Source organism: Natronorubrum sp. A-ect3, assembly GCF_041821125.1.
GTDB classification, from domain to species: Archaea; Halobacteriota; Halobacteria; order Halobacteriales; family Natrialbaceae; genus Natronorubrum; species Natronorubrum bangense.
The window spans coordinates 37,906-59,327 of the sequence record NZ_JBGUBB010000008.1 but is presented as its reverse complement, the minus strand read 5'-3'; the positions used below and the strand labels follow the sequence as shown (position 1 = coordinate 59,327).

Genomic DNA, 21,422 nt, shown 5'->3' with positions numbered 1-21,422 from the left:
CCACTACTGTACTCGAGCCACGACCGTCTGCTATGCAAACGTGTTTGGGACCGATAACCGACGACGACAGCGCTGAAACGTACACGTACTAGCGACTGTCTGTTCTTCAAATGTGTTTGTCGCCGCCGTCACGAACACACACCGACTCCGGAGAGCCAGTCGGATGGATTCCGGGCGAACGGCCGCAGCCACGGCTCAGTTGTACGTTTCCTTGCTCGCAACGGCGATCCGGGTCCCGTTCGAACTCGCATAGATCGTCTCGTCGTCGCGGTCGAACGTGAGCCCACCAGCTGTCGCCGACGAACCGTCCTCGGGGATCGCCGTCGTCTCGACGGTCTCAGTCTCGAGTGATTCGACCTCGAGACCGAACGCACTGTTCTCGGCTGTGAGTGTTACGGTCCGATTATCGATGCGGATGTCGGCGCGTGAGCTGTTGGATTCGTGGGCGAGTTGTGGTTCGTCGCCGTCAGCCCAGAGTTCGACCTGATACACCGTGTCGTTGCCGACCGGCTCCCAGCCCGTTCGCTCGACGTGGACCGTCTCGCGCCAGCCGGGGCCGCCGACGACGACCGACTCGTTGCCGGTAAAGGAGAGACGCTGGGCTGGGACGGCTTCCAACCAGAGCTGTCGCTGTTCGCTGGCGACGATCACACCGCTCGATTCGATCGAGACGGCATCCTCGAGTGGCCCCACTCTAATCGGTGCCGTAAGCTCGTTCTCAGCACTCTCGGCGTACTGGATCGTGTAATCCTCGATTTCGACGGCGGCGTCTGAGGAGGCGGTCGCATCGTCGAGCACGAACAGGTTGAGCGGGATCGCCATCCCGGCGAGGATCGCGAGCACGAGGAGGACGATCACGGATGCAGTCCGTCGTGGATCGACGTTCCACAGCCAGCTCGATCCACGCGATCGTGCCCCTGTGGCGAGTTCGCTGATCCGCTCGAGTCGCGGAGGCGTGGCCGTCGCCCGATCGCCGGCGCCGCGAGCGATCTCGAGCGATCGATCGAGGGGTGAATCTGGACGCCTCCGGCGCCCGCGAGTGAGGATGTGCTCGAGCCGTTGTGGAACGATGAGGCTCTGGGGGGCCGCAATCGCGAGTGTCACCACGAGTGCGAGTGTAGTGACGATGAGGACGCCGGGGCCCTGAAAGAGGATGTACGTGTTCTCGCTGCCGAACCAGTAGAGTTGCCACAGCCCCTGTGCGAACCCGTACAGCAAGATCGCAAGCCAGAGTCTGAACGGATCGGGTCGGAGCCCACGCTTTCGCAGCAGGGCGATCCCGAGCACGAGGCCGATAAAGAAGCCGAGTGCGTGGCCCTGGATAGCGATTCCGGCCCACGATGGGGCCGACGGTGGGCTCGACTCAGCGACGTAGACGCCGATCGGATTCTGTAGTGCCCGATACAGCGTCAGGAGGACGCCCTGAACACCGAGGACGCCGACGATAGTGACGATCGGGTAGTGGACGAGCGCGAACGCGGCGAAAGCAAAGACGACGCCAGAAAAGCCGATGACGGGGCCGAGTGCGAACAGGCTCGTCAGAATCGCAATCCCGACGACGGCAAGCGGGAAGATCACCAGCGCTCGCACCCATGGATTCGTGTACCACGAGTCTGTTGTGTGCTCGTCTCGTCCGTTTGGGTAGTGACCCCAGGCGTACTCCGCGATGGGGGCGACAACGATGGCACCGGAGAGGTTTCCAATGAGATGGCTTGGCCCGGCGTGGGAAAGCGACGCCGTCAGCATTCCCAGCGGATAGAAGTACGAATACGCACGGTAGGGGATCGTCACCGGATCGTCGAACGCCGTGATCCCATCCTGGACAAACAGATAGACTCCACAGACGAAGCCGATCACGAGCACCGAACCCCACGGGATACCCAGTACGAGTCGCGAGCGAGCGACAGCGCCCCACTGCCGATCGGGCTGGTGAAGCCGTCTGATGACCACGATGGAGACGAGCATCGTCGCCACCGTAAGAAGAGGGAGGACCACTCCCAGGAGGGCCGCAGTCGAGAACATAGTCTGTGGTTCGAGCGCGAGTGTATATGGATTTACATCCTTCTGTTTTCACTCGCCAACCGCATCGCTCGACTGAAAGGAAAGGTACAAGCGGCCGACGGACGGAAAAGGGAGTATGGAACTGCGGGTCACCGAGAGCAGCGAGAACGAACTCTCAATCGAAATCACCGGCGAGGATCACACCTTCATGAACGTCCTCAAAGGCACACTGCTCGAGCACGACGATGTCAGCGCCGCCACCTACGACGTCAATCCCGAACAGTCGGGTGGCCAGACGGAACCGATCCTGACGATCAAAACCGAAGCCGGCGTCGACCCACTCGAGGCACTCGAGGATGCAGCAGTCGACGTTCGCGAGAAGGCCACCTCGTTCCGGGACGCGTTCGAAGCAGCTGCATAACCACGACACAGACTCGAACCGAGACCCGACCGATTTTCTCTCGTTTCTCGACTCGGACTCGAGTGTCGAGTTCAGTTGGCTCTCGTCAGCGACCAGTTTTGTGACCGTCGAAAAGCGGCCCACTAGCACGCCGCGTAGAACACGTAGACCGACTCGTCGACGACGTGGATGTCGATTCCCTCAGCAGTGCGGTCTGCCCCACCGAGGCTGTTGCTCGACTGTAAGGCGTCGGCGACCGCATCAGCGAGTGCGGCTTCATCATCGTAGTCGGAGAGCGTGAGCGTCGGTTCCGCTTGCCCGACGATCGGATCACGCTGGCAGTCGACACCGAAATCGCCCACGTCGACTCGTTCTGGGTTTGCATCGTCGTATTCGATCGCCACGAGTGCGCGATTCATGTATTCGGCATACGCCCCGAGCCCGTCGTCGTACGTTCGTGACTCGTCTGCAGCGCGGTCGGCCTCGAGTCGCTCGTGAACCTCGCGCTCGGTCACCTCGAGGTCGATCCCGGCTGCGTTGGTGCCCTCGCCGGGTGCGTCGGGTGGCGACGGCGCGCCGATGCCGGGAATGATCGATAGCGGGATGATACCGGTCGCAAACAGTGCAGCGACCACCGCGAAGACGGCGAATACTGGGGCGTAGGGTCTGGCTACTTCGAGCCAGCTCGGCGTCTCGAGGTCACGGGCCACGTCGTCGTAGGTCTGTTCGGTCTTCTCGAGGTCGGGATTGCCACAGCGCGAGCAGGGTGGGTTGTTCTTGACGTGCTCGCGGTCACAGTTCGGACAGGCCCAGACGTACGTCGTGCCGGTGTCGACCGTTTCGGCCGGCGACACCGCTGGCTCGTCGTCTCCCTCGCGGACGACTGCCTTCTCGAAGGTGTTGTGTCCGCAGTCGTCACAGGGTGGATCGTTCGTTTCGTGTGGTTTCCCACACCACGTACACCGCCACTTCACTGGTAGTAGAGCACGACTGTGTCGATATAAGCATGTTGGAAATCGGGACGGAAAACGGCCAAAACGTCGCTGTTTCGTCGTGTCCGCGTGCCGGCTAAAGCCGGACGGGAACGTCTCGCTCGTCGAGATACTGTTTGACGTCCTCGATCGAGTGTTCGTCGAAGTGGAAGATCGATGCGGCGAGTCCGGCATCGGCGTCGGCCTCGGTGAACACCTCGTACATATCCTCTGGGCCGCCACAGCCAGACGAGGCGATGACTGGGGTGTCGACGGTCTCGGTGACGGCCGTCGTCAGCGGGATGTCGTAGCCGTCTTTCGTGCCGTCTTTGTCGATCGAGTTGACGAACAACTCGCCCGCACCGCGGGATTCGGCCTCTGTGGCCCACTCGAGGACGTCGATACCGGTCCCTTCGCGGCCGCCTTTTTTGGTACACTCGAACCAGCAGGATTCGCCATCGATCTCGACGTAGTTCTCACCCTGCTCGTCGTAGCGGCGTCGGGCGTCGACGCTGATGACGATACATTGGCTGCCGAACGCTTTCGCGCCCTCGTTGACCAGTTCGGGGCGCTCGAGTGCGCCCGTCGTGATCGAGACCTTGTCCGCGCCGGCGCGGAGGGTCTCTTTGATGTCGCCGGTGGTTCGGATGCCGCCGCCGACGGTCAGCGGAATAAAGACCTCGTCGGCGACCTGTTCGACGACGTCGAGCATGGTTTCACGCCCCTCTGCCGAGGCGGTGATATCGAGGAAGACGAACTCGTCGGCACCCAGTTCGTTGTACGCGCGGGCCATCTCGACCGGATCGCCGGTGTACTTGAGATCCTCGAAGTGAACGCCGGTGTAGACTGCCGGGTTCCCGTCTTCGTCTAGGTCGACGTCGATACACGGGATGATTCGCTTGGTCAGCGTCATGTGGTTGTTACGCGAGGGTTTGCACCCCGGGTAGTAAAGTGGTCTGTCTCGAGCAATTACGTCCCAGTAGTGTCCGCTAATTGCGATGGATGTCTTTATTGTGGCGAGTCGATAACACGCCCGTATGGTAGATAACACGGATCAGACGGCGGATGCGGACTCGGGTGCCGACGTCGGTCACGACCTCGAGGCCGAGCGAACGACAGCCCCGATGAGCGACTACTCCTCGAGCGCGGTCGGCATCGGCTTCGTCATCATGGTGATCGGGGTGGCGATCGCGTTCGGGATCCCGCTGCTGACAGTTCCACTCTAAAACGGCATCGTCACGCAAGACGCGGTGTTAGAAGACGTACTCGTCGTCGTGGCCCATCATGCCATCGTCTTCGAGGCCAGTTCCTGCGCCCTCTTCTTCGTCCATCGGTCCGCTGGTCTTGTAGGCCTTAATGCCCGTTGACAGGAGATCCTCGATTGCCTCTTCTCGGTTGACGAACTCGCCGCGTTCGACCATCTGGGCGATCTGCATCTCGAGGTGCTCCGGTATGGTGATCTCTACTTTCGGCATCTGATTCGGCTTTCGGCGAGGGGGTATTTAGGTTTGACGGGGACTCCACACTGCGTGTGCAACTCACTCGACCGTGAAACAGTGTGGACCCGCGTCGCGTGGCTATCACTGCCCGTCGCTCGCGGTAACCAGCGGCAAAAACCCAGTCGAAATCGGTTGTGAGGGTAGGTTCAGGATGGCAATTGAGACGGGCGTCGTGACTGTTGTGACCGTCTTACTTGTTCCCCATCATCGAGTCGAGTGCGTTTCGCAGCGTCGTTCCCGGCTGGGTGATTGAGTCGAGTTGCTGGCGCATCTTCCGCTGGTTGAAATAACTCGCAAACGCGAGGATGGTCGGTGGCCAGAGGCCGACGAACGCGCCGAGTTGGCGGTCCCCGCGGATGAAAAAGTAGTACAACGACAGTCCAACCGATGCGGCTGACGCGAGGGCTGCCGGGCCCATGGCTTGCTCGCCGACTTCTTCTGCTGCCTGTCCAGAGACTTCTCGTTCGGTCATCTGCTGTCTACTCGCCATACACGAACCAAATCGCCGAGACCGTACTAAGGCATGGCGAGGGTTTCGCAGGAAAGGGCTCGAATGGTGTCGTCCGCCGGACGCTTTCGACCCGTTTCGATCGTCGTGCCGTCCCCGAAATACGAACTTATATCCGCTGTTCGTCTCACTCGAGGCGAGTATGCGCTTCCATCTTGGGCCAAACTCCACGACTGGAGGCGTCACAGCTACAATCGTCGACACGAACGGACGCATATGAGCAAGGACGTCACGGATGTCACGGATCTCTACGAGGAGTTCGGCGATGAACGGCTGCCACCGGGCCAGCGCGAAACGTCGGCGTTTCCGGTTCTGTCAAAAGGTCCCACACCTGATTGGGACCCCGAGACGTGGACGTTTACCGTCACCGGCGCCGTCGAAGACGAACTCACGTTTTCGTGGGACGAGTTTCAACAGCTTCCAAGCGAGACTCACCAACAGGACTTTCACTGTGTCACCGGCTGGAGCAAGTTCGACTGTACGTTTACAGGCGTTCCGTTCTCGGAACTCGCCAAGCGAGCCGGCGTCATCGACGACACTGACGAGCGACGCTCGTCGGGCAACCCGACGCCGTCTGGACAGGCCGTCCACGTCATGTTTTCGGCGCTCGACGGCTACACGACCGATCTGCCGCTCGAGGCCTGTCTTCGAGAGGGGGTGTTGTTCGCGTGGGGCCACGATGGTGACTCGCTTCCGGCAGACCACGGCGGGCCGCTGCGGGTCGTCACACCCCACCGATACGCCTACAAGGGGGCGAAGTGGGTCGACGGTGTCGAGTTCCTCACAGCGCCCGAGCGCGGCTACTGGGAGCGCCGTGGCTACTCACAGACGGCCGACCCTTGGCAGGAAGAACGGTACAGCTAGTGCACGATTCGTTCCCGGAATAGTTAGGCTGAAGACGCGGCGGTCCTGAGATGCGGTTGATGGATCAATCGTCGGGTGGACGTCGACTGACGGCTGATACTGAGTCGCTGCCAGTCGACGAACCGACCGACCTCGTTAGTCGCAGTCGCGAACTCGAGGACGTTTCGTTTGGGGCGATCGTTGACGCCGAACAGGAGTCACGAATCCTGTGGGCCACGCCTGGCGGCCTCGAGGTCGTCGGCCGAGGCGTCGCCGTCCGAATGTCTGCACGCGGACCGGACCGTTTCGACCGGATTCGAGAACAGGCCAGTCGGGCGTTCGACGCGCTGGACCACGATGGCCCCCACGTCGCTCGGCCACGAGCGTTCGGCGGCTTTTCGTTCCACGATGAACACGAGCCAGGCCCGCCCTGGACCGGGTTCGACGCCGCTTCGTTCGTCGTTCCACAGATCCTCGTCATCCGAAGCGAGGACGGAACCTGGTTGACGGCTGTTGGGACACACCCCGAGGAAGCAATCGAACACCTCGAGCGCTGGCATGACCGGCTGGCAGCGCTCCCGGCGATGCAACCAAGCGGAACCGGGCCCGGCGTCACCTCGACACAGCGAACGACCTCGCCTACAGACTGGACCGATCAGGTCGAGGCCGCCCTCGAGCAGATCGAGCAGGGAACGATCACGAAGGTCGTCCTCGCCCAGTCACTTTCGGTCACGCTCGAGAACTCCGTTCACGTCCCCGGCACGCTCGAGCGACTGCGCCGGCAGTATCCGAACTGCTACCGGTTCCTGATCGCCAACGATACTGGCGGGACGTTCTTCGGTGCGCCACCCGAACGCCTCGTCTCGAAACGCGACAACCGAGTCGAGACGGAGGCGCTTGCCGGCTCGGTGCCACGAGGTGAGACGCCAGAGGAGGACGACGCCCACGCAGCGGACATGCTCGACAGCGAGAAAGTCCAGCGCGAACACGAACTCGTCGTCGAGGCGATTCGAAACCAACTCGAGCCACTCGCATCCGAACTCACCGTCGACGAGCGGACGATCAGGCGGCTCGCGACGATTCAGCACTTGCAGACCCCAATCACAGCGACGCTCGAGGGCGAGCGTCACGTCCTCGAGATCGTCGAAGCGTTGCATCCGACACCCGCTGTCGGTGGCGTCCCACCGGTGGCAGCCTGGGAAACCATCCGCGACACGGAGACGTTCGATCGCGGCTGGTACGCTGCGCCCGTCGGCTGGTTCGACGCCGCCGGTGACGGCGAGTTCGCGGTCGGCCTCCGATCCGGGGTCGCAAGCGACGACACGGTGACGCTCTTTGCCGGCAGCGGCATCGTCGCCGACAGCGACCCGGACGACGAGTGGGACGAGGTACAGCTCAAGTTCCGCCCGATCCTCGACGAACTCCGGTGATCCGATGAGTGCACCAAATCGTGCGACGCTGTGGGGCCGTGTTCTCGTCGACGAACTCGTAACAAGCGGTCTCGAGGCCGTCTGTATCGCCCCCGGCAGTCGCTCGACACCGCTGACAGTCGCCTTCGCTGCCCACCCCGAGATCGACGTCTACTCGCATCTCGACGAGCGCTCAGCGGCCTTTTTTGCGCTCGGTCGCACTCGACGGACGGGCGAGCCGACGGCGCTGGTCTGTACCTCGGGGACGGCGGCGGCAAACTTTCATCCCGCCGTGATGGAAGCCGACCAGGCCCGCGTGCCGCTGCTCGTGTTGACAGCCGACCGACCCGCCGAACTCCGTGACAGCGGCGCGAACCAGACGGTCGATCAGGTCAAACTCTACGGCGACGCGGTCCGCTGGTATGCGGAACTCCCCGACCCCGAAGCCGACGAGCGCAAGGTTCGAAGTCTTCGGACGACCGCTGGGCGAGCGCTCGCCGAAACAGGTGGGCCGGATCCAGGGCCCGTTCACCTGAACTGCCCCTTCAGAAAGCCACTCGAGCCACTCGAGGTGCCGGATGCGGTCCCCGAGGCGTTTGCGGAGACGCTTGCTGGCGCGGGACGAGACGGGCCGTTCATCGAGACCGAGACTGGATCGATGACGCTCGAGGCCAACCAAATGCGGCCGCTCGTCCGGGCGCTCGAGGACGCCAAGCGCCCGCTGATCGTGGCAGGGCCGGCTGACCCAGCAGCGCTCGTCGGACTCGAGCCCGACCATGTCGTGGCTGTTGCCGACTGGATCGGGGCCCCGATCCTCGCGGACCCGCTGTCGAATCTCCGATTCGGAACCCATGTGGAGACCGACGCCGACCACCGCCGCGTCTACGGCGGCTACGACGGCTACATCAGCGAGCTGCCGGAACCGGACGTCGTCGTCCGATTCGGTGCCTCGCCGACCTCGAAGCCGCTGCGCCACGCATTACGTGACAGCGACGCCCGCCAGTTCCTGCTCGATCCCGCTGGCGCGTGGCGCGAGGCGACGTTCACTGCGACGGAACTGCTCGCGGCTGCTCCCGGACCTGCGTTCGAAGCGTTGCTCGAGGCGGTCGACAGCTCGACCGATAGCACCGCCGACGACGAAAACGAGTGGCTGGCCGGATTCGACACCGCCGAACAGTGCCACTGGGGCGTTCGTGACGATGCCCTCGCGCCGGAGACGCTCGAAGCCGACCCGTTCGAGGGCGCAGTACTCGCCACCGTGTTCGAAGACGCGCCCGATTCAGCGACCGTCTTCGTCTCGAACAGTATGCCGATCCGGGATGCGGATCGGTTCAGTCGGCCACGGCCGGCCGATCTCACGGTGCTCGGGAACCGTGGTGCAAGCGGCATCGACGGCATCACGAGTACGGCACTGGGCGCCGGCAGTGCGACTGACGAGCCGCTTGTGCTCGTCACCGGCGACCTGGCCTTCTATCACGACTCGAACGGGCTGCTCGCAGTCGATCGCTGTGATGTCGACGCCACGATCGTCTTGCTCGACAACGACGGTGGCGGTATTTTCCATAAACTCCCGATCGAAGACTTCGAGCCGCCGTTTACTGAGCAGTTCAAAACACCTCATGGCCTCGAGTTCGAGGCGCTTGGCGATCTGTATGGCCTCGAGTTCGAGCGCGTCGACCCTGCCGACTTCGCGACGGCGTATCGTCGCTCGCTCGAGCGCGCGGGCACGCAGGTGCTCGCTGTCGACTTCGATTCGGAGCTGAACCATCAGCGACGGGAGACGCTCAGAGAGCGAGTTTGCGAGTCGATCCGTGACGAGCGTGCGTAGCGATCCGAGTGCGGTATCGGAAACTGCACAACCTAGAGGTGCCGTTGTGATCCGGTCGACGCTCGAGGACGTTGTCGTCCGTCCTGTTATCAGTGTAATCGCCACAGCGATCGACGGCAAACTGCTTGCTGGACTGCGCTATTCGTTGTGGCCGAGCGCCTGAGAGAGCATACGAGCGACTATCATCGGCGGTGATTGGCGGACACATAAATGGATAGCCGCGATATCAAACAGCGATTACTGATGCTGTTCGTGACCTGCTGACTGAAACACTGGATTCAATTATCAACGGCCCGTATATTCCACAATGGCTGCTGCAATTCGGGTTCTCCATGTTGACGACGACGTCGGACGGCTAGAACGAACGGCCACACGTCTCAAGTCCATGGACGACCGGATAGCGGTCCGCTCGACAACAGACACCGCTGACGCGCTCGAGTTGCTGCAAAATGAGGCGATCGACTGGGTCGCAGCAGCCTACCGGCTGCACGGAACGGACGGGATCGACCTACTGACGAGCGTGCGTGAGATCGAGCCAACGTGTCCGTTTTTGCTCTACACTGGACACGGTTCGGAGGCAGTGGCGAGCGCCGCAATTGCAGCCGACGTCACGGAGTATCTGTCGTTCGACGACGAGACGGACGAGAGCGACCAGCTGGCCCGGACGCTCATCGACGCGATCGAGCAGCGCTCGGCCACGCGACAAGCACCGAACTACGAGCGTGTCGCAGCGCTCGTTCGGAGTGTCCAATCCAAACTCGTCCGTGCAACGTCTCACGAGGAGATCGGCGCTGCCGTCTGCGAGACGTTTGTCGACGACGAGCCGTACGTGTTCGCCTGGATCGGCGAGTATCGGGAGACCGATGAACGGATCGTTCCGCGTGCCTCTGCAGGGCTCGAGCCGGAGTATCTCTCCGGGATCGATATCACGGCAGACGACACAGCCACTGGGCAGGGACCAACGGGGCTGGCGGTTCAAACTCGCTCCTTGCAGGTTGTGCAGGATCTCGAAGCGGATCCGGCGTACGAACCGTGGCGCGAGGACGCCCTCGAACGTGGCTATCGGGCCAGTGCTGCCGTGCCACTCGTCCACGAAAACAGGCTCTACGGTGTCTTGAACGTCTATGCGGACCGGACAGGCGTGTTCGAGGCGGACGAGCAAGCGATGGTGGCGGAGCTGGGAGAGACGATTGCCCACGCCTACCACCGCGTTCAGTTGCAAAACCAGTACGAGGCGCAGTACCAGGAGCTGTTCGAGGAAGCGCCGGTGATGGTGGCCCTGACGCGCACCGAGACCGAACACGGTGAGCCAGTTATCGACGACTGCAACCGACGGTTCGCACGGAAACTCGGCTATGCACGCGAGGAGCTCTGCGGGCAGCCACTCGCTGACGTGTACGCCGATTCGTCGGCAGCGACGCTCGCAAACGGCGGCCACGAGCGGGCGCGGGCAGGCGAGTCTACGACTGAAACACGAATTCTCATCACCCGTGATGGAGAACGGCTGTCGACGCAACTCCAGTCGACGCCACGGCGCGACCCGTCCGGCGAGACGATCGGGACACACGCGCTCTTTGTCGACATGACCGACCAGGAGCAAGCCCAGAGTGTACTCGGGCAGGCAGCCGCGATGGAGGCGTCGATGGACGGCATGGCGATCCTCGACGACGACGGGAACTGTATCTACGTCAACGAAGCCTACGCCGAGATCTACGGCTACGCCGATCGCGAGGCGTTCATCGGTACCGACTGGCGAACGCTGCTCTCGGACGGCGAGATCGAGCGGTTCGAAGACGACGTCTTCCCGACGCTTGCCGAAGACGGGGCGTGGCGCGACGAAGCAATCGGCGTCCGCGCAGATGGATCGACCTTCCCGAAAGAGCTCTCGCTTGCCCACCTCGAGGACGGACGTGTTGTCAGCGTCGTCCGCGATATCACCGAGCGACGGGAGCGCCAACGGGGACTCGAGCGCAGCCGAGAACGGTTGCGCGTCCTGTTTGACCGCTCTCCGGACGCGATATTCGTCCACGATACGGACGGAACCATCGTCGACGTCAATGACCGAGCGACCACGGACCTCGGCTACAGCCGGGAGGAGTTACTCTCGCTGTCAGTCGCTGACTTCGAGGTTGGGGATGACCTCGAGGAACTCCGTGAGCTGTGGACGACTATGGACGTCGGGAAGACGGCGACAATCCAGGGAAGACACCGTCGAAAAGACGGCTCGACGTACCCAGTCGAGGTCTGGATCAGCAAAATCACGCTCCACGAGACCGACCGGATTCTGGCACTCTCCCGTGACATCACGGCGCGCAAGGAGCGCGAGCGCGAGCGCAGACGACAGAGCGATCTGTTCGAGCGGGCACAGGAGATCGCAGCGATCGGTGCCTGGGAGACCGATTTACAGGCTGAACAAGGGTGGTGGACCGAACAGGTCTGTCGGATCTTCGGGCTGCCAACGGAGTACGAGCCAGAGCCAGGCGAGGGCATCGAACACTTCCATCCGGACGATCGGCCGATCATTCGAGAGGCGTTCGAACGGGCCGTCGACACCGGTGAGCCCTACGACCTCGAGCTTCGGCTTGCCGACGAGAGCGAGGCTCGATGGGTTCACGTCCGCGGCGATCCACAGCGTGACGCTGGCGAAACCGTCCGTATCCGCGGGACGATCCAGGATATTACCGACCGTAAGGAGTACGAAGAAGCGCTCGAGCAGGCGCGTGACGAACTCCAGCAGATCATCGATCTCGTGCCGGACATGCTGTTCGTCAAAAATTATGAGGGAGAGTACATCCTCGCAAACGAGACGACCGCCGACTACTACGACCGTCCCCGCTCGGCCGTCGCGGGGAAGACAGATGTCGAACTACTTCCCGACATCGAACAGGCCCGCCAGTTCCACCAAGACGACATCGCGGTCATCGACTCCGGCGAGCCGATGTACGTTCCCGAAGAAGAGCTGACCACTGCCGACGGCGAGACACGGATCCTCCAGACGACCAAGATCCCCTATGAGGTCGCCGGGACCGGCGACGCGGCTGTGCTGGGGTATGCCCGTGACGTGACCGAACTCAAGGAGTACGAACGCCAGCTCGAAACGCAGCGAGACAACCTCGAGGTGCTCAACCAGGTCGTCCGTCACGACATCCGCAACGACCTCCAGTTGGTGTTGGCCTACGCGGAGATGCTCGAAGCAGTAGTCGACGAGGCGAGCCGCGAGCACGTCGAGCAGGTGGTGGCGAGCGCACGTGATGCCGTCGCGATCACTGAAACGGCCCGCGACGTCTCCGAGGTGATGTTACAGGCCGATGCCGAACCGACACAGGTCCGGCTCCGGTACACGCTCGAGCGCGAACTTGATGAGGTCCGGTCAACCTACGAGAACGCGGTCGTGACGACCAAGGGCGCGATTCCCCGCCTCGAGGTCGTCGCCGACGACATGCTCGAGTCCGTGTTTCGGAATCTCTTGACGAACGCGATCGAACACAACGATGCGGAGATTCCAGTGATAACGGTGTCTGCGAGTGTCGAAGGCGACGAGGTCGAGGTCCGGATCGCGGACAATGGGCCGGGTATCCCCGACGAACGCAAGGAGACGATCTTCGAGGAGGGTGAGAAGGGCCTCGAGAGTCAGGGAACCGGGCTGGGGCTGTATCTGGTCAAAACGCTCGTCGATCGGTACGGCGGGGACGTCTGGGTCACGGACAGAACGGAGCGATGGGCCACAGATGAGCGGACACAGGACGACGGCGAGGGGGTCACGGGCAGCGTGTTCACCGTTCGGTTGCCGATTGCGCGCTGAGGTGGTGCCGACACGAACCTATTTCATCCGCTGCGGACCAACTGCGACCAATGGTTTCGGAATGCTTCGATGCGTCGCAGTGGGAACCGGTCGCGAACCTGAACGACGAGTTCAACGACATCACCTATCACCGTGCGGTCGACTCCGGAACGGTCCGGATCGCGTTCGACCGCCCCGACGTTCGCAACGCCTTCCGGCCCGGAACGGTCGATGAACTCTATGACGCCCTCGATCACGCCAAGCGTCAGACCGACGTGGGCTGTATCCTGCTGACCGGCAACGGTCCCTCCTCGAAAGACGGCGGCTGGGCGTTCTGTTCCGGCGGCGACCAGACCGTCCGGGGCGAGGACGGCTATCAGTACGACGGGGACGAGGAGAGCGAGGCGCGTTGCGCCTCGGAAGACGCGAGCGGGCAGGGCCCGCGAGCGCGTGCCTCCGAGCAGGGCCGACTGCATATCCTCGAGGTCCAGCGCCTGATTCGTCACATTCCGAAAGTCGTCGTCTGCGTCGTGCCTGGGTGGGCCGTCGGCGGTGGCCACTCGCTGCACGTCGTCTGTGATCTCACGCTGGCGAGCGAGGAGCACGCGAAGTTCCTCCAGACCGACCCCGACGTGGCGAGCTACGACGCCGGCTTCGGCTCGGCCTACCTCGCCAAACAGATCGGCCAGAAAAAGGCTCGAGAAGTGTTTTTCCTCGGGAAGACATACTCGGCCGAGGAGGCCGCCGAGATGGGGATGGTCAACGAGGTTGTTCCCCACGAGGAGTTAGAGGAGACGGCTCTCGAGTGGGGCAAACGGATCAACGCCAAGAGCCCGACGGCGATGCGGATGCTCAAATACGCCTTCAACATGACTGACGACGGAATGGTTGGCCAGCAGGTGTTCGCCGGCGAGGCGACCCGACTGGGGTATATGACCGACGAGGCCGAGGAAGGCCGGGATGCGTTCGTCGAGGGCCGGGAGCCCGAGTTCGACGACTACCCGTGGCACTACTGATACGACCGTCCGTCCAACCGTGACGACTCACCCACAAGACGGCTTGCAGTCGCCGCAGTAACTGGACCCAGCCCGACTGTGAGGCTGCGACACGATCCAGAGACTGCCCCTGCCTAAGCGAATATTGCTGCTATCTGAGACCGACTGTCGTCTCGAGTCCGACCGGCAGTGCCGTTTCTGGAACGAGAATGCCCTGATTAAGGGGCTTGTTCTCGATCATAACGCCGTCACTGGCTTCGGTAGATTCGACAGGAAGGACAACGCTTTGGGCCTTCCAGCCCGGAACCGCCAGTAGTGACACTCCCCGATCGGTCCGAGCTGCCCCGTCGGGACTACCTCCGGACGCTGGTTGCTGTCGGCGGCGCGACTGCGCTCTCCGCCTGTGTCTCCGAGAGCGACGCGGTCGATGTCCCCACTGGAACGGACGATCCAGACTCGCTCCCGGACCGGCAACACGCCTGGAACGATACCCTTTCTCGGGACGACGACGGCAACGTCGAGCCACCGGAACATCACGTCCTGCTGGCGCTGTCGTTGGTCGACGAGCCGACCGACGAAAGCCGTGCCCAACTCGAGGACGCGCTGAAAACGCTCGAGCGCGCCTACGAGTGGAGCAACGATGGGCTGTTGTTCACCATCGGCTACACGCCGGCGTACTTCGACCGGTTCGACGACGCACTCCCCGAGTCGGTCGACCTGCCAGAGCCGACGGCGCTGGTCGCTGGCGAGGACCCAGCGGTCGACAAGTTCGACGCCGTGGTCCACCTCGCGAGCGACCACTCACAGGTCGTTCTCGAGGCTGAGGAAGGGCTGTTCGGCGACCACGACGAGCTCAACGGGATCGAGGTTGAAACGGATCTGAACGGCGTCTTCGAACGCCTCGAGGACCAGCGTCGGACCGGCTTCGTCGGCGCTGGCTTGCCTGCCGAACACACCGACGTCTCGGGTGTTCCCGACTCGGTGCCAGAAGACGCGCCGTTTTTCATGGGCTTTCGCTCGGGATTCGAGCGCAACCAGGCGACTGAAGACCGGGTCACGATCGAAGACGGCCCGTTTGCTGGCGCGACGACACAACACATCGAGTCGATGGATCTCCAGCTTCGGACGTGGTTCGAGCAGGACAGCCACTCCATGCGCGTTCGGAAGCTGTTCAGTCCGGAACACGCCGACGAAGATCTGGTTGGCGATGTCGGCGAGAAGCTGACGACGACGAACGGCCTGACCGACGAGCGGATCGACGCCACCGAGGCAGATGCTCGTCGCGGCGTCGTTGGTCACGCCCAGAAGGCCGCTCGAGCCAGAGTCGACGGCGAGCCACCGCTGTTGCGACGGGATTTCAACACCGTCGATGGAGACAGTCCGGGGTTTCACTTCCTTGCACTCCAGCACGGGATTGACGATTTTGTCCGCGTACGCGAGGCGATGACGGGTGCCGATCTGGATGTAATGCACGCGAACAACGGCATTCTCAGCTACCTCTTCGTCAACCGACGTGGAAACTCCCTGCTCCCACCACGCCCGCTTCGGGCACTGCCGCGAGCCGACCCACAGTAGGACCTCCAACCACACCACGACACATGCACGACCACGACCACGATCTCGATCGACGGACGTTCGTTCAGCGGACAGGCGCAGCAACCGGCATCCTCGCGCTGGCGGGCTGTCTGGAAACCGACGGCGACGATCCTGATGCAGACGAGGAGACGGACGACCCAGCGACCGATGACGACGCCATGCCGCGATTTCCGGTGATCGAAGACCCGCCAGCAGCGGTCTACCGTCCGACCCACCGCGAGTCGATGCGGATGCTCGAGCCGATTACGGCCGGTGAGTATACGCTCGCGCCGATGCTGTCGTATCCGCATCCGTTCTGGCTCGTTACCGGTGGTGCCGGCGAGGATGACGTCGAACGCGTCGATCCCGAACAAGGGCGTGGCGTGCACATGATGTTCACGCTCTGGGACGACGAGACGGGAATCGTCCTCCCGGTCGACACCAGCGCCACGATCACCGTCTCTCAGGACGGCGATCGGGTCGGCTCGCCACACTCGCCGTGGCCCATGATCTCCCAGGAGATGGGTTTTCATTTCGGCGACAACGTCCCCCTCGAGGACGACGGCACCTACACCGTCGAGGTCGAACTCCCACCGATCCCGACGCGCACGACCGGTGACCTCGAGGGCCGATTTACTGACAGCGAGACGGTAACCTTCGAGTTCGAGTACGACCAGGCGTTCCGCGAGCAGGTCGTCGGTGGCGTCGAGTACTTCGACGAATCGGAGTGGGGCGAACGCGGCGCGCTCGAGCCGATGGATCACGGCCACGGCGACCACGACGGCCACCACAACGATGATAACGGCCATCACGACCACGGTCACGTCCCGTACTCCGCGCTGCCACCAGCCGACGCGTACCCCGGCACCCGACTCGAGCCAGCCGACGAGGTCGACACCGACCTGCCTCGAAGCGGCGATGCCGCGATTTTCGCAACGTTGCTCGAGTCCGGCTCTCGGCTCGCCGACGGCGACGACCAGTATCTGCTCGTCTCGCCACGGACGCCGTACAACCGTGTGCCGCTCGCGGATATGGCGATGCACGTGACGGTCGAACGCGACGGCGAACCGGTCGGCGACGCGGATGGAACGGTGCTGGAGCAAACGCTCGACAGCGAGTACGACCTCCATTACGGCGTGTCGCTTGCGCCGCTCCAGCCGGGCGACGCGGTCACGGTCACGTTCGAGTCGCCACCACAGGTCGCCCGCCATCAGGGGTACGAGACGGCGTTTCTCGAGATGCCGCCGCTCGAGTTCATCGTCCCGGAATCATGACCGGGTCGATGTCTGCCCGACGCTCGATTGTCCTCGTCGCCCTGTGTGTCTGTACGCTTACGGTCGGCGCGGTCGTTCCCATGACCGTTGGTGCCGGCGATAACGCGACGATCTTCTACTTCGAACCGAGCGAGACCGAGGCTGACGCCGGCGAAACCGTCACGATCGAGCTGATCGCGAGCACCCATGGCGATTACGTCGGTGACGGCATCGACAGGCTGTCTGCGACGGTCGCATACGATCCCGACGTCTTCAGCGTGGCCGACGTCGAGCACGGGCCGATGCTGGCCGCGGGCGACTCGGCTGCCGAGGTCGATGGCACAGTCGAGATCGACGACGAGGCTGGAACGGTTACCATCGACCAGGAGCGAACGCCTTCAGGCGACGGTGCGAGAGCGACCGAGACGGCAGCGACGATCACCCTCGAGGTCGACGAAGACGCCCCGTCAACGAACGAAACGCTCGAGATCACGGACGCCTCGGCGGTGCTCATCAGCGACTATCCGCAGGCAGTCGTCGACCGAGAGGCGACGATCTCCATCACTGAAACCAGTGGTGGCGACGATCCAGTGCCCGGCTTCGTGGCCCCGTGGGCACTGATCGCGATCGGTGCAGTGTTGGTGTTCGCTGTCCGTCGGTTGGACTGACCACGCACCAGCAGTGGTCTACGCCCGGGTCGCTGGCAACGAGTCAGCCAACCGCAATGCCAACGTTGACACGTCCGCGTGTCGGAGACTCGAGTAATGAGTACGGCCGAGGTCGACATCTCACGGACGAAGGCGTGGCTGCTTGCTGCACGGCCCCAGACGCTGCCTGCGGCTGCAGCTCCGGTGATCGTCGGGACGGCGCTTGCAATCTATGCTGACGTCTTCGCTCCGTTGCCGGCGGCGATGGCCTTCATCGGTGCGACGCTGATTCAGATCGGGACCAACTTCGCGAACGACTACTACGACGCGATCAAGGGCGCTGACACCGAGGACCGAGAGGGGTTTACTCGAGTTACGCAGGCAGGAATTATCCCGCCCGAACAGGTGAAACTGGCGACGATCGTGACGTTCGCACTGGCGATTTTCTCGGGGACGTACCTCGTCTACATCGGCGGGCTCCCGATCCTCGTCATCGGGCTGGTAAGCGTCTTCTGTGGGTGGGCCTACACCGGCGGCCCCTACCCGCTTGGCTATCACGGCCTCGGTGATCTGTTCGTCTTCGTCTTCTTTGGCATCGTCGCCGTGATGGGGACGTTCTACGTCCAGGCCGTAACAGCAGTCGAACCGCTCACCACGACGATTCCCGAGGGGACGGTCACGCTCGAGGCGTTCGTCGCGAGCCTCCCAATCGCGGGCATCTCGACGGCCATTATCGTCGTCAACAACATCCGCGACCGGGAAACCGACGTCGAAGCCGGGAAGCGAACGCTCGCGGTTCGACTCGGCTACCGCTGGAGTCGCGTGGAGTACGTTGCGCTCCTCACACTCGCTTACATCACGCCGCTGTGGTTCTGGCTCGCTGCAGGGTTCGGTCCCAGTGTGTTGCTCCCGCTGGTGTCGCTGCCCTACGCTGCGGTCGTCACCCGAACGGTCCTGACCTGCACCGACGGCGAGGCGCTCAACCCCGCGCTCGAGGGCACCGGGAAACTGCTCGCCATCTATTCGGTGCTGTTCGCTGTGGGGATGGTAGCATGAACGACAGAGCTGACGTCGACCGCGAACTCGACTGCACACTCGAGTATCAGTCGTTTTCGCTCGAGCTTGCGAGTCCACTCGAGACGGCCGCTGGGACGATCGACTCGCGTGATGGCTTTCTGGTCCGCGTGACGGCGACTGCCGACGCGGACGACCAGACAGTCGGCTACGGCGAAGCGACACCGCTGCCGGGCTGGACGGAATCGATCGCTGACTGTGAGACAGCCCTCGAGCGCGCAAGCGTCGCGATCGAAGACGGGCCGGCCGCCGCACTCGAGGCCGTCGACGGACAGGTAGCGGCCAGACATGCGGTTACGCTCGCCCTCGGTGATCTGCGAGCGAGCCAGGAGGCGACACCGCTGTATCGACACATCGGAAGCGGCCCAATGATCGGCCGGGTGCCGGTCAACGCGACGATCGGTGATGGGACGCCCGACGAAACCGCTCGAGCGGCAAGCGAGGCCATCGATCGGGGCTTTGACTGCTGTAAAATAAAAATCGGAAACAGAAGCGTCGAGGCCGATGTCGAACGGCTCCGCCGGACTCGCGAGGCTGTCGGTCCCGACGTCGAACTGCGGGTCGATGCGAACGAAGCCTGGACCTACACTGAGGCGAAAACGGCGCTCGAGCCGCTTGCCGATCTCGGCGTCTCGATCCTCGAGCAGCCACTTCCAGCGGGCGCACTCGAGGGCCACGCCGCGCTCCGAGAGCGTGTGCAGGGAGACGGGGTTGCGATCGCCCTCGACGAGGGACTGCTTGAACACGGCGTCGACGCCATCTGTGAGGCGGACGCGGCCGACGCCGTCGTGCTCAAGCCCATGGCGCTCGGCGGGATCGACGTCGCCCGCCAGATCGCAGCGTGGGTACAGGAACTCGAGGTTACCCCGATCGTGACGACCACGATCGATGGGGTCGTCGCCAGAACGGGCGCGGTCCACCTCGCCGCATCGATCCCGAACGTGCCGGCCTGTGGGCTGGCCACGGCGTCGCTGCTCGCCACCGATCTCGGTCGAGATCCCGTGTTGCTCGAGAAGGGGGCAGCGGTCGTTCCGCAGGCGAAAGGACTCGGCGTCGAAGGGGTGTGGACGGAGTGATGGGCGATCCGGTCGACTGGCCGACTCGAGATCTGCTCTCTCATCGGACCGCAGCGACACCACAGCGGGCGGCGCTGATCGACGATGAGACGGGAGTGACGCAGACGTATGCGGAACTCGACCAGCGAGTCGAGCAGGTTGCTCACGTCCTCGAGACCCTCGAGATGGATCACGAGCAGCCACGGATTGCTGTCCTGATGGACACCAGACCCGCGTTCGTCAGCGTCTTTTTCGCCGCAATGCGGACGGGTGTGACGGTCGTCCCGCTGAACGTTCGCGAAACCGCCAGCGAACTGGCCGCGAAAGTCGAGCGCACGGCTCCCGTGGCGGTCGTCTGTGAGGCAGTAACTGAGTCGGCGGCGCTCGAGGTCGCTGCCGCAGTCGAGTCACCGGCCATTTCTCTCACCGTCTTGACCGTCGACAAGCCGACACGGGAGCGGACGCGACGGCTGCGTCCGGCCGATGGATCGGATACTGCTCCGTCGGTCGACCCTGTCTCGCTCGAGCGCGACGACCCGCTGGTGATCATGTTCACCTCGGGGACCGCCGGCGAGCCGAAAGCCGTCCGGCTGACCGTCGGCAACCTCGTCGCAAGTGCGACCGCCTCCGCGTTCCGGCTGGGCGTCGACCCAAGCGACCGCTGGCTGTGCTGTCTCCCGATGTATCACATGGGCGGGCTGGCCCCCGTCCTGCGGTCGACGCTGTATGGGACGACGGTCGTCATCCAGCGCTCGTTCGACCGCCACGAAACAGCTCGCGTCTTCGACGAATACGAGATCACGGGCGTCTCGCTGGTGCCGACGATGTGCAAACGACTGCTCGATGCGGGCTGGGAGCCCGCCGACGACCTGCGATTCGTCTTGCTCGGCGGTGCGCCGGCCTCGAGCGAGTTGCTCGAGCGCTGCCGGGCGACCGACGTGCCGGTGTATCCGACGTACGGGATGACCGAGACGGCCTCCCAGATCGCGACGGCGACGCCTGCGGAGACGGCGAGCCACGAGGGAACGGTCGGCCAGCCGCTGGTGTTCACCGACGTAACGGTCGTCGACGACGCTGGCGAGCCGGTTCCGACCGGAGAGCCGGGCGAACTCGTCGTTTCCGGACCGACGGTGACGCCGGGCTATCTCGAGGCCGCACGGACGAACGGCGCCGTCGGCGAGTACGGCCTCCACACGGGAGATGTCGGCTACGCGGACGAGGACGGCCGACTCTGGGTGCTCAACCGACGGAGCGACCGGATCGTCACCGGTGGCGAGAACGTCGACCCCGGCGAGGTCCTCGAGACGGTCCGCGCCCACCCGGCCGTCGAAGACGCCGCCGTCGTCGGCCTCGACGATCCCGAATGGGGCGAACGCGTCGGTGCGCTTCTCGTCCCTGAGGACGGCCGGGATGGGATCGATCTCGAGTCGGTTCGCTCGCACTGCGAAACACGACTCGCGGGTTTCAAACGTCCGAAGACGATCGGTGTCGCCGACGCCTTGCCTCGAACCGCGTCGGGAACCGTCGATCGCGAGGCGGCTCGAGACCGGCTTCGTGAGACGGGAACCGATGTCTGAGCCGAC

General features: G+C 63.5%; 18 protein-coding genes. 13 read left to right on the top strand and 5 right to left on the bottom strand.

The window, feature by feature from the left end; genetic code table 11:
* Nucleotides 1-195 precede the first annotated feature (195 nt).
* Complete coding sequence (locus tag ACERJA_RS17395; protein ID WP_373609503.1) at nucleotides 196-2,022, bottom strand: rhomboid family intramembrane serine protease; 1,827 nt, start codon at nucleotides 2,020-2,022, stop codon at nucleotides 196-198.
* 115 nt (nucleotides 2,023-2,137) lie between these two features.
* On the opposite strand from ACERJA_RS17395, the gene ACERJA_RS17390 reads away from it, so the two are divergent.
* Nucleotides 2,138-2,422 carry a DNA-directed RNA polymerase subunit L gene (locus tag ACERJA_RS17390; protein ID WP_373609502.1) on the top strand — a complete coding sequence of 95 codons (285 nt, stop codon included), beginning with the start codon at nucleotides 2,138-2,140 and terminating at the stop codon, nucleotides 2,420-2,422.
* Between the two features lie 122 nt (nucleotides 2,423-2,544).
* Here ACERJA_RS17390 and ACERJA_RS17385 read toward each other — a convergent pair whose 3' ends face one another.
* Both ACERJA_RS17385 and hisF read right to left on the bottom strand, forming a co-directional pair.
* Nucleotides 2,545-3,375 carry a hypothetical protein gene (locus ACERJA_RS17385; protein WP_373609501.1) on the bottom strand — a complete coding sequence of 277 codons (831 nt, stop codon included), beginning with the start codon at nucleotides 3,373-3,375 and terminating at the stop codon, nucleotides 2,545-2,547.
* 94 nt (nucleotides 3,376-3,469) lie between these two features.
* Entirely contained in the window at nucleotides 3,470-4,285 is an 816-nt protein-coding gene (gene hisF / locus ACERJA_RS17380) for an imidazole glycerol phosphate synthase subunit HisF (RefSeq protein WP_373609500.1), read from the bottom strand.
* Between the two features lie 124 nt (nucleotides 4,286-4,409).
* Between hisF and ACERJA_RS17375 the strand changes: the two genes are divergently transcribed.
* The gene (locus ACERJA_RS17375) at nucleotides 4,410-4,598 is read left to right on the top strand and encodes a hypothetical protein (protein WP_373609499.1); all 189 of its coding nucleotides are present in this window, start codon (nucleotides 4,410-4,412) and stop codon (nucleotides 4,596-4,598) included.
* A 27-nt stretch (nucleotides 4,599-4,625) separates the two neighbouring features.
* Here the strand turns inward: ACERJA_RS17375 and ACERJA_RS17370 are convergent, their stop codons facing one another.
* Both ACERJA_RS17370 and ACERJA_RS17365 read right to left on the bottom strand, forming a co-directional pair.
* Nucleotides 4,626-4,847: a ribbon-helix-helix domain-containing protein gene (locus ACERJA_RS17370; RefSeq protein WP_006067573.1), complete on the bottom strand. Its 222-nt coding sequence runs from the start codon at nucleotides 4,845-4,847 to the stop codon at nucleotides 4,626-4,628.
* A 214-nt stretch (nucleotides 4,848-5,061) separates the two neighbouring features.
* A complete protein-coding gene (locus ACERJA_RS17365; protein WP_373609498.1) occupies nucleotides 5,062-5,361 on the bottom strand; it encodes a hypothetical protein in 300 nt (99 codons plus the stop codon).
* A 234-nt stretch (nucleotides 5,362-5,595) separates the two neighbouring features.
* On the opposite strand from ACERJA_RS17365, the gene ACERJA_RS17360 reads away from it, so the two are divergent.
* The 11 genes from ACERJA_RS17360 (at nucleotide 5,596) to menE (ending at nucleotide 21,416) form a co-directional block, all read left to right on the top strand.
* Nucleotides 5,596-6,243, top strand: a complete 648-nt coding sequence (locus ACERJA_RS17360; protein ID WP_373609497.1) for a sulfite oxidase-like oxidoreductase — start codon at nucleotides 5,596-5,598, stop codon at nucleotides 6,241-6,243.
* Nucleotides 6,244-6,302: 59 nt separating this feature from the next.
* Nucleotides 6,303-7,652 carry an isochorismate synthase MenF gene (locus ACERJA_RS17355; protein ID WP_373609496.1) on the top strand — a complete coding sequence of 450 codons (1,350 nt, stop codon included), beginning with the start codon at nucleotides 6,303-6,305 and terminating at the stop codon, nucleotides 7,650-7,652.
* A gap of 4 nt (nucleotides 7,653-7,656) precedes the next feature.
* Nucleotides 7,657-9,459, top strand: coding sequence for a 2-succinyl-5-enolpyruvyl-6-hydroxy-3-cyclohexene-1-carboxylic-acid synthase (gene menD / locus ACERJA_RS17350; protein WP_373609495.1), 1,803 nt, complete (start codon nucleotides 7,657-7,659; stop codon nucleotides 9,457-9,459).
* Between the two features lie 307 nt (nucleotides 9,460-9,766).
* Nucleotides 9,767-13,261 (top strand): PAS domain S-box protein, encoded by a 3,495-nt coding sequence (locus tag ACERJA_RS17345; RefSeq protein ID WP_373609494.1) that lies wholly within the window; start codon nucleotides 9,767-9,769, stop codon nucleotides 13,259-13,261.
* A 50-nt stretch (nucleotides 13,262-13,311) separates the two neighbouring features.
* Complete coding sequence (locus tag ACERJA_RS17340) at nucleotides 13,312-14,256, top strand: 1,4-dihydroxy-2-naphthoyl-CoA synthase (protein WP_373609493.1); 945 nt, start codon at nucleotides 13,312-13,314, stop codon at nucleotides 14,254-14,256.
* 294 nt (nucleotides 14,257-14,550) lie between these two features.
* Entirely contained in the window at nucleotides 14,551-15,810 is a 1,260-nt protein-coding gene (locus tag ACERJA_RS17335) for a Tat pathway signal protein (protein WP_373609492.1), read from the top strand.
* A 23-nt stretch (nucleotides 15,811-15,833) separates the two neighbouring features.
* The gene (locus ACERJA_RS17330) at nucleotides 15,834-17,084 is read left to right on the top strand and encodes a hypothetical protein (RefSeq protein ID WP_373609491.1); all 1,251 of its coding nucleotides are present in this window, start codon (nucleotides 15,834-15,836) and stop codon (nucleotides 17,082-17,084) included.
* Entirely contained in the window at nucleotides 17,081-17,731 is a 651-nt protein-coding gene (locus ACERJA_RS17325) for a cohesin domain-containing protein (RefSeq protein WP_373609490.1), read from the top strand. The genes ACERJA_RS17330 and ACERJA_RS17325 overlap by 4 nt, the downstream gene beginning before the upstream one ends.
* A gap of 96 nt (nucleotides 17,732-17,827) precedes the next feature.
* On the top strand, nucleotides 17,828-18,766 hold the full coding sequence (locus ACERJA_RS17320; protein ID WP_373609489.1) for a 1,4-dihydroxy-2-naphthoate polyprenyltransferase: 939 nt from the start codon (nucleotides 17,828-17,830) through the stop codon (nucleotides 18,764-18,766).
* The gene (locus ACERJA_RS17315) at nucleotides 18,763-19,860 is read left to right on the top strand and encodes a mandelate racemase/muconate lactonizing enzyme family protein (protein ID WP_373609488.1); all 1,098 of its coding nucleotides are present in this window, start codon (nucleotides 18,763-18,765) and stop codon (nucleotides 19,858-19,860) included. Before ACERJA_RS17320 ends, ACERJA_RS17315 begins: the two co-directional genes overlap by 4 nt.
* Complete coding sequence (gene menE, locus ACERJA_RS17310) at nucleotides 19,860-21,416, top strand: o-succinylbenzoate--CoA ligase (protein ID WP_373609487.1); 1,557 nt, start codon at nucleotides 19,860-19,862, stop codon at nucleotides 21,414-21,416. The genes ACERJA_RS17315 and menE overlap by 1 nt, the downstream gene beginning before the upstream one ends.
* The last annotated feature ends 6 nt before the right edge of the window (nucleotides 21,417-21,422 follow it).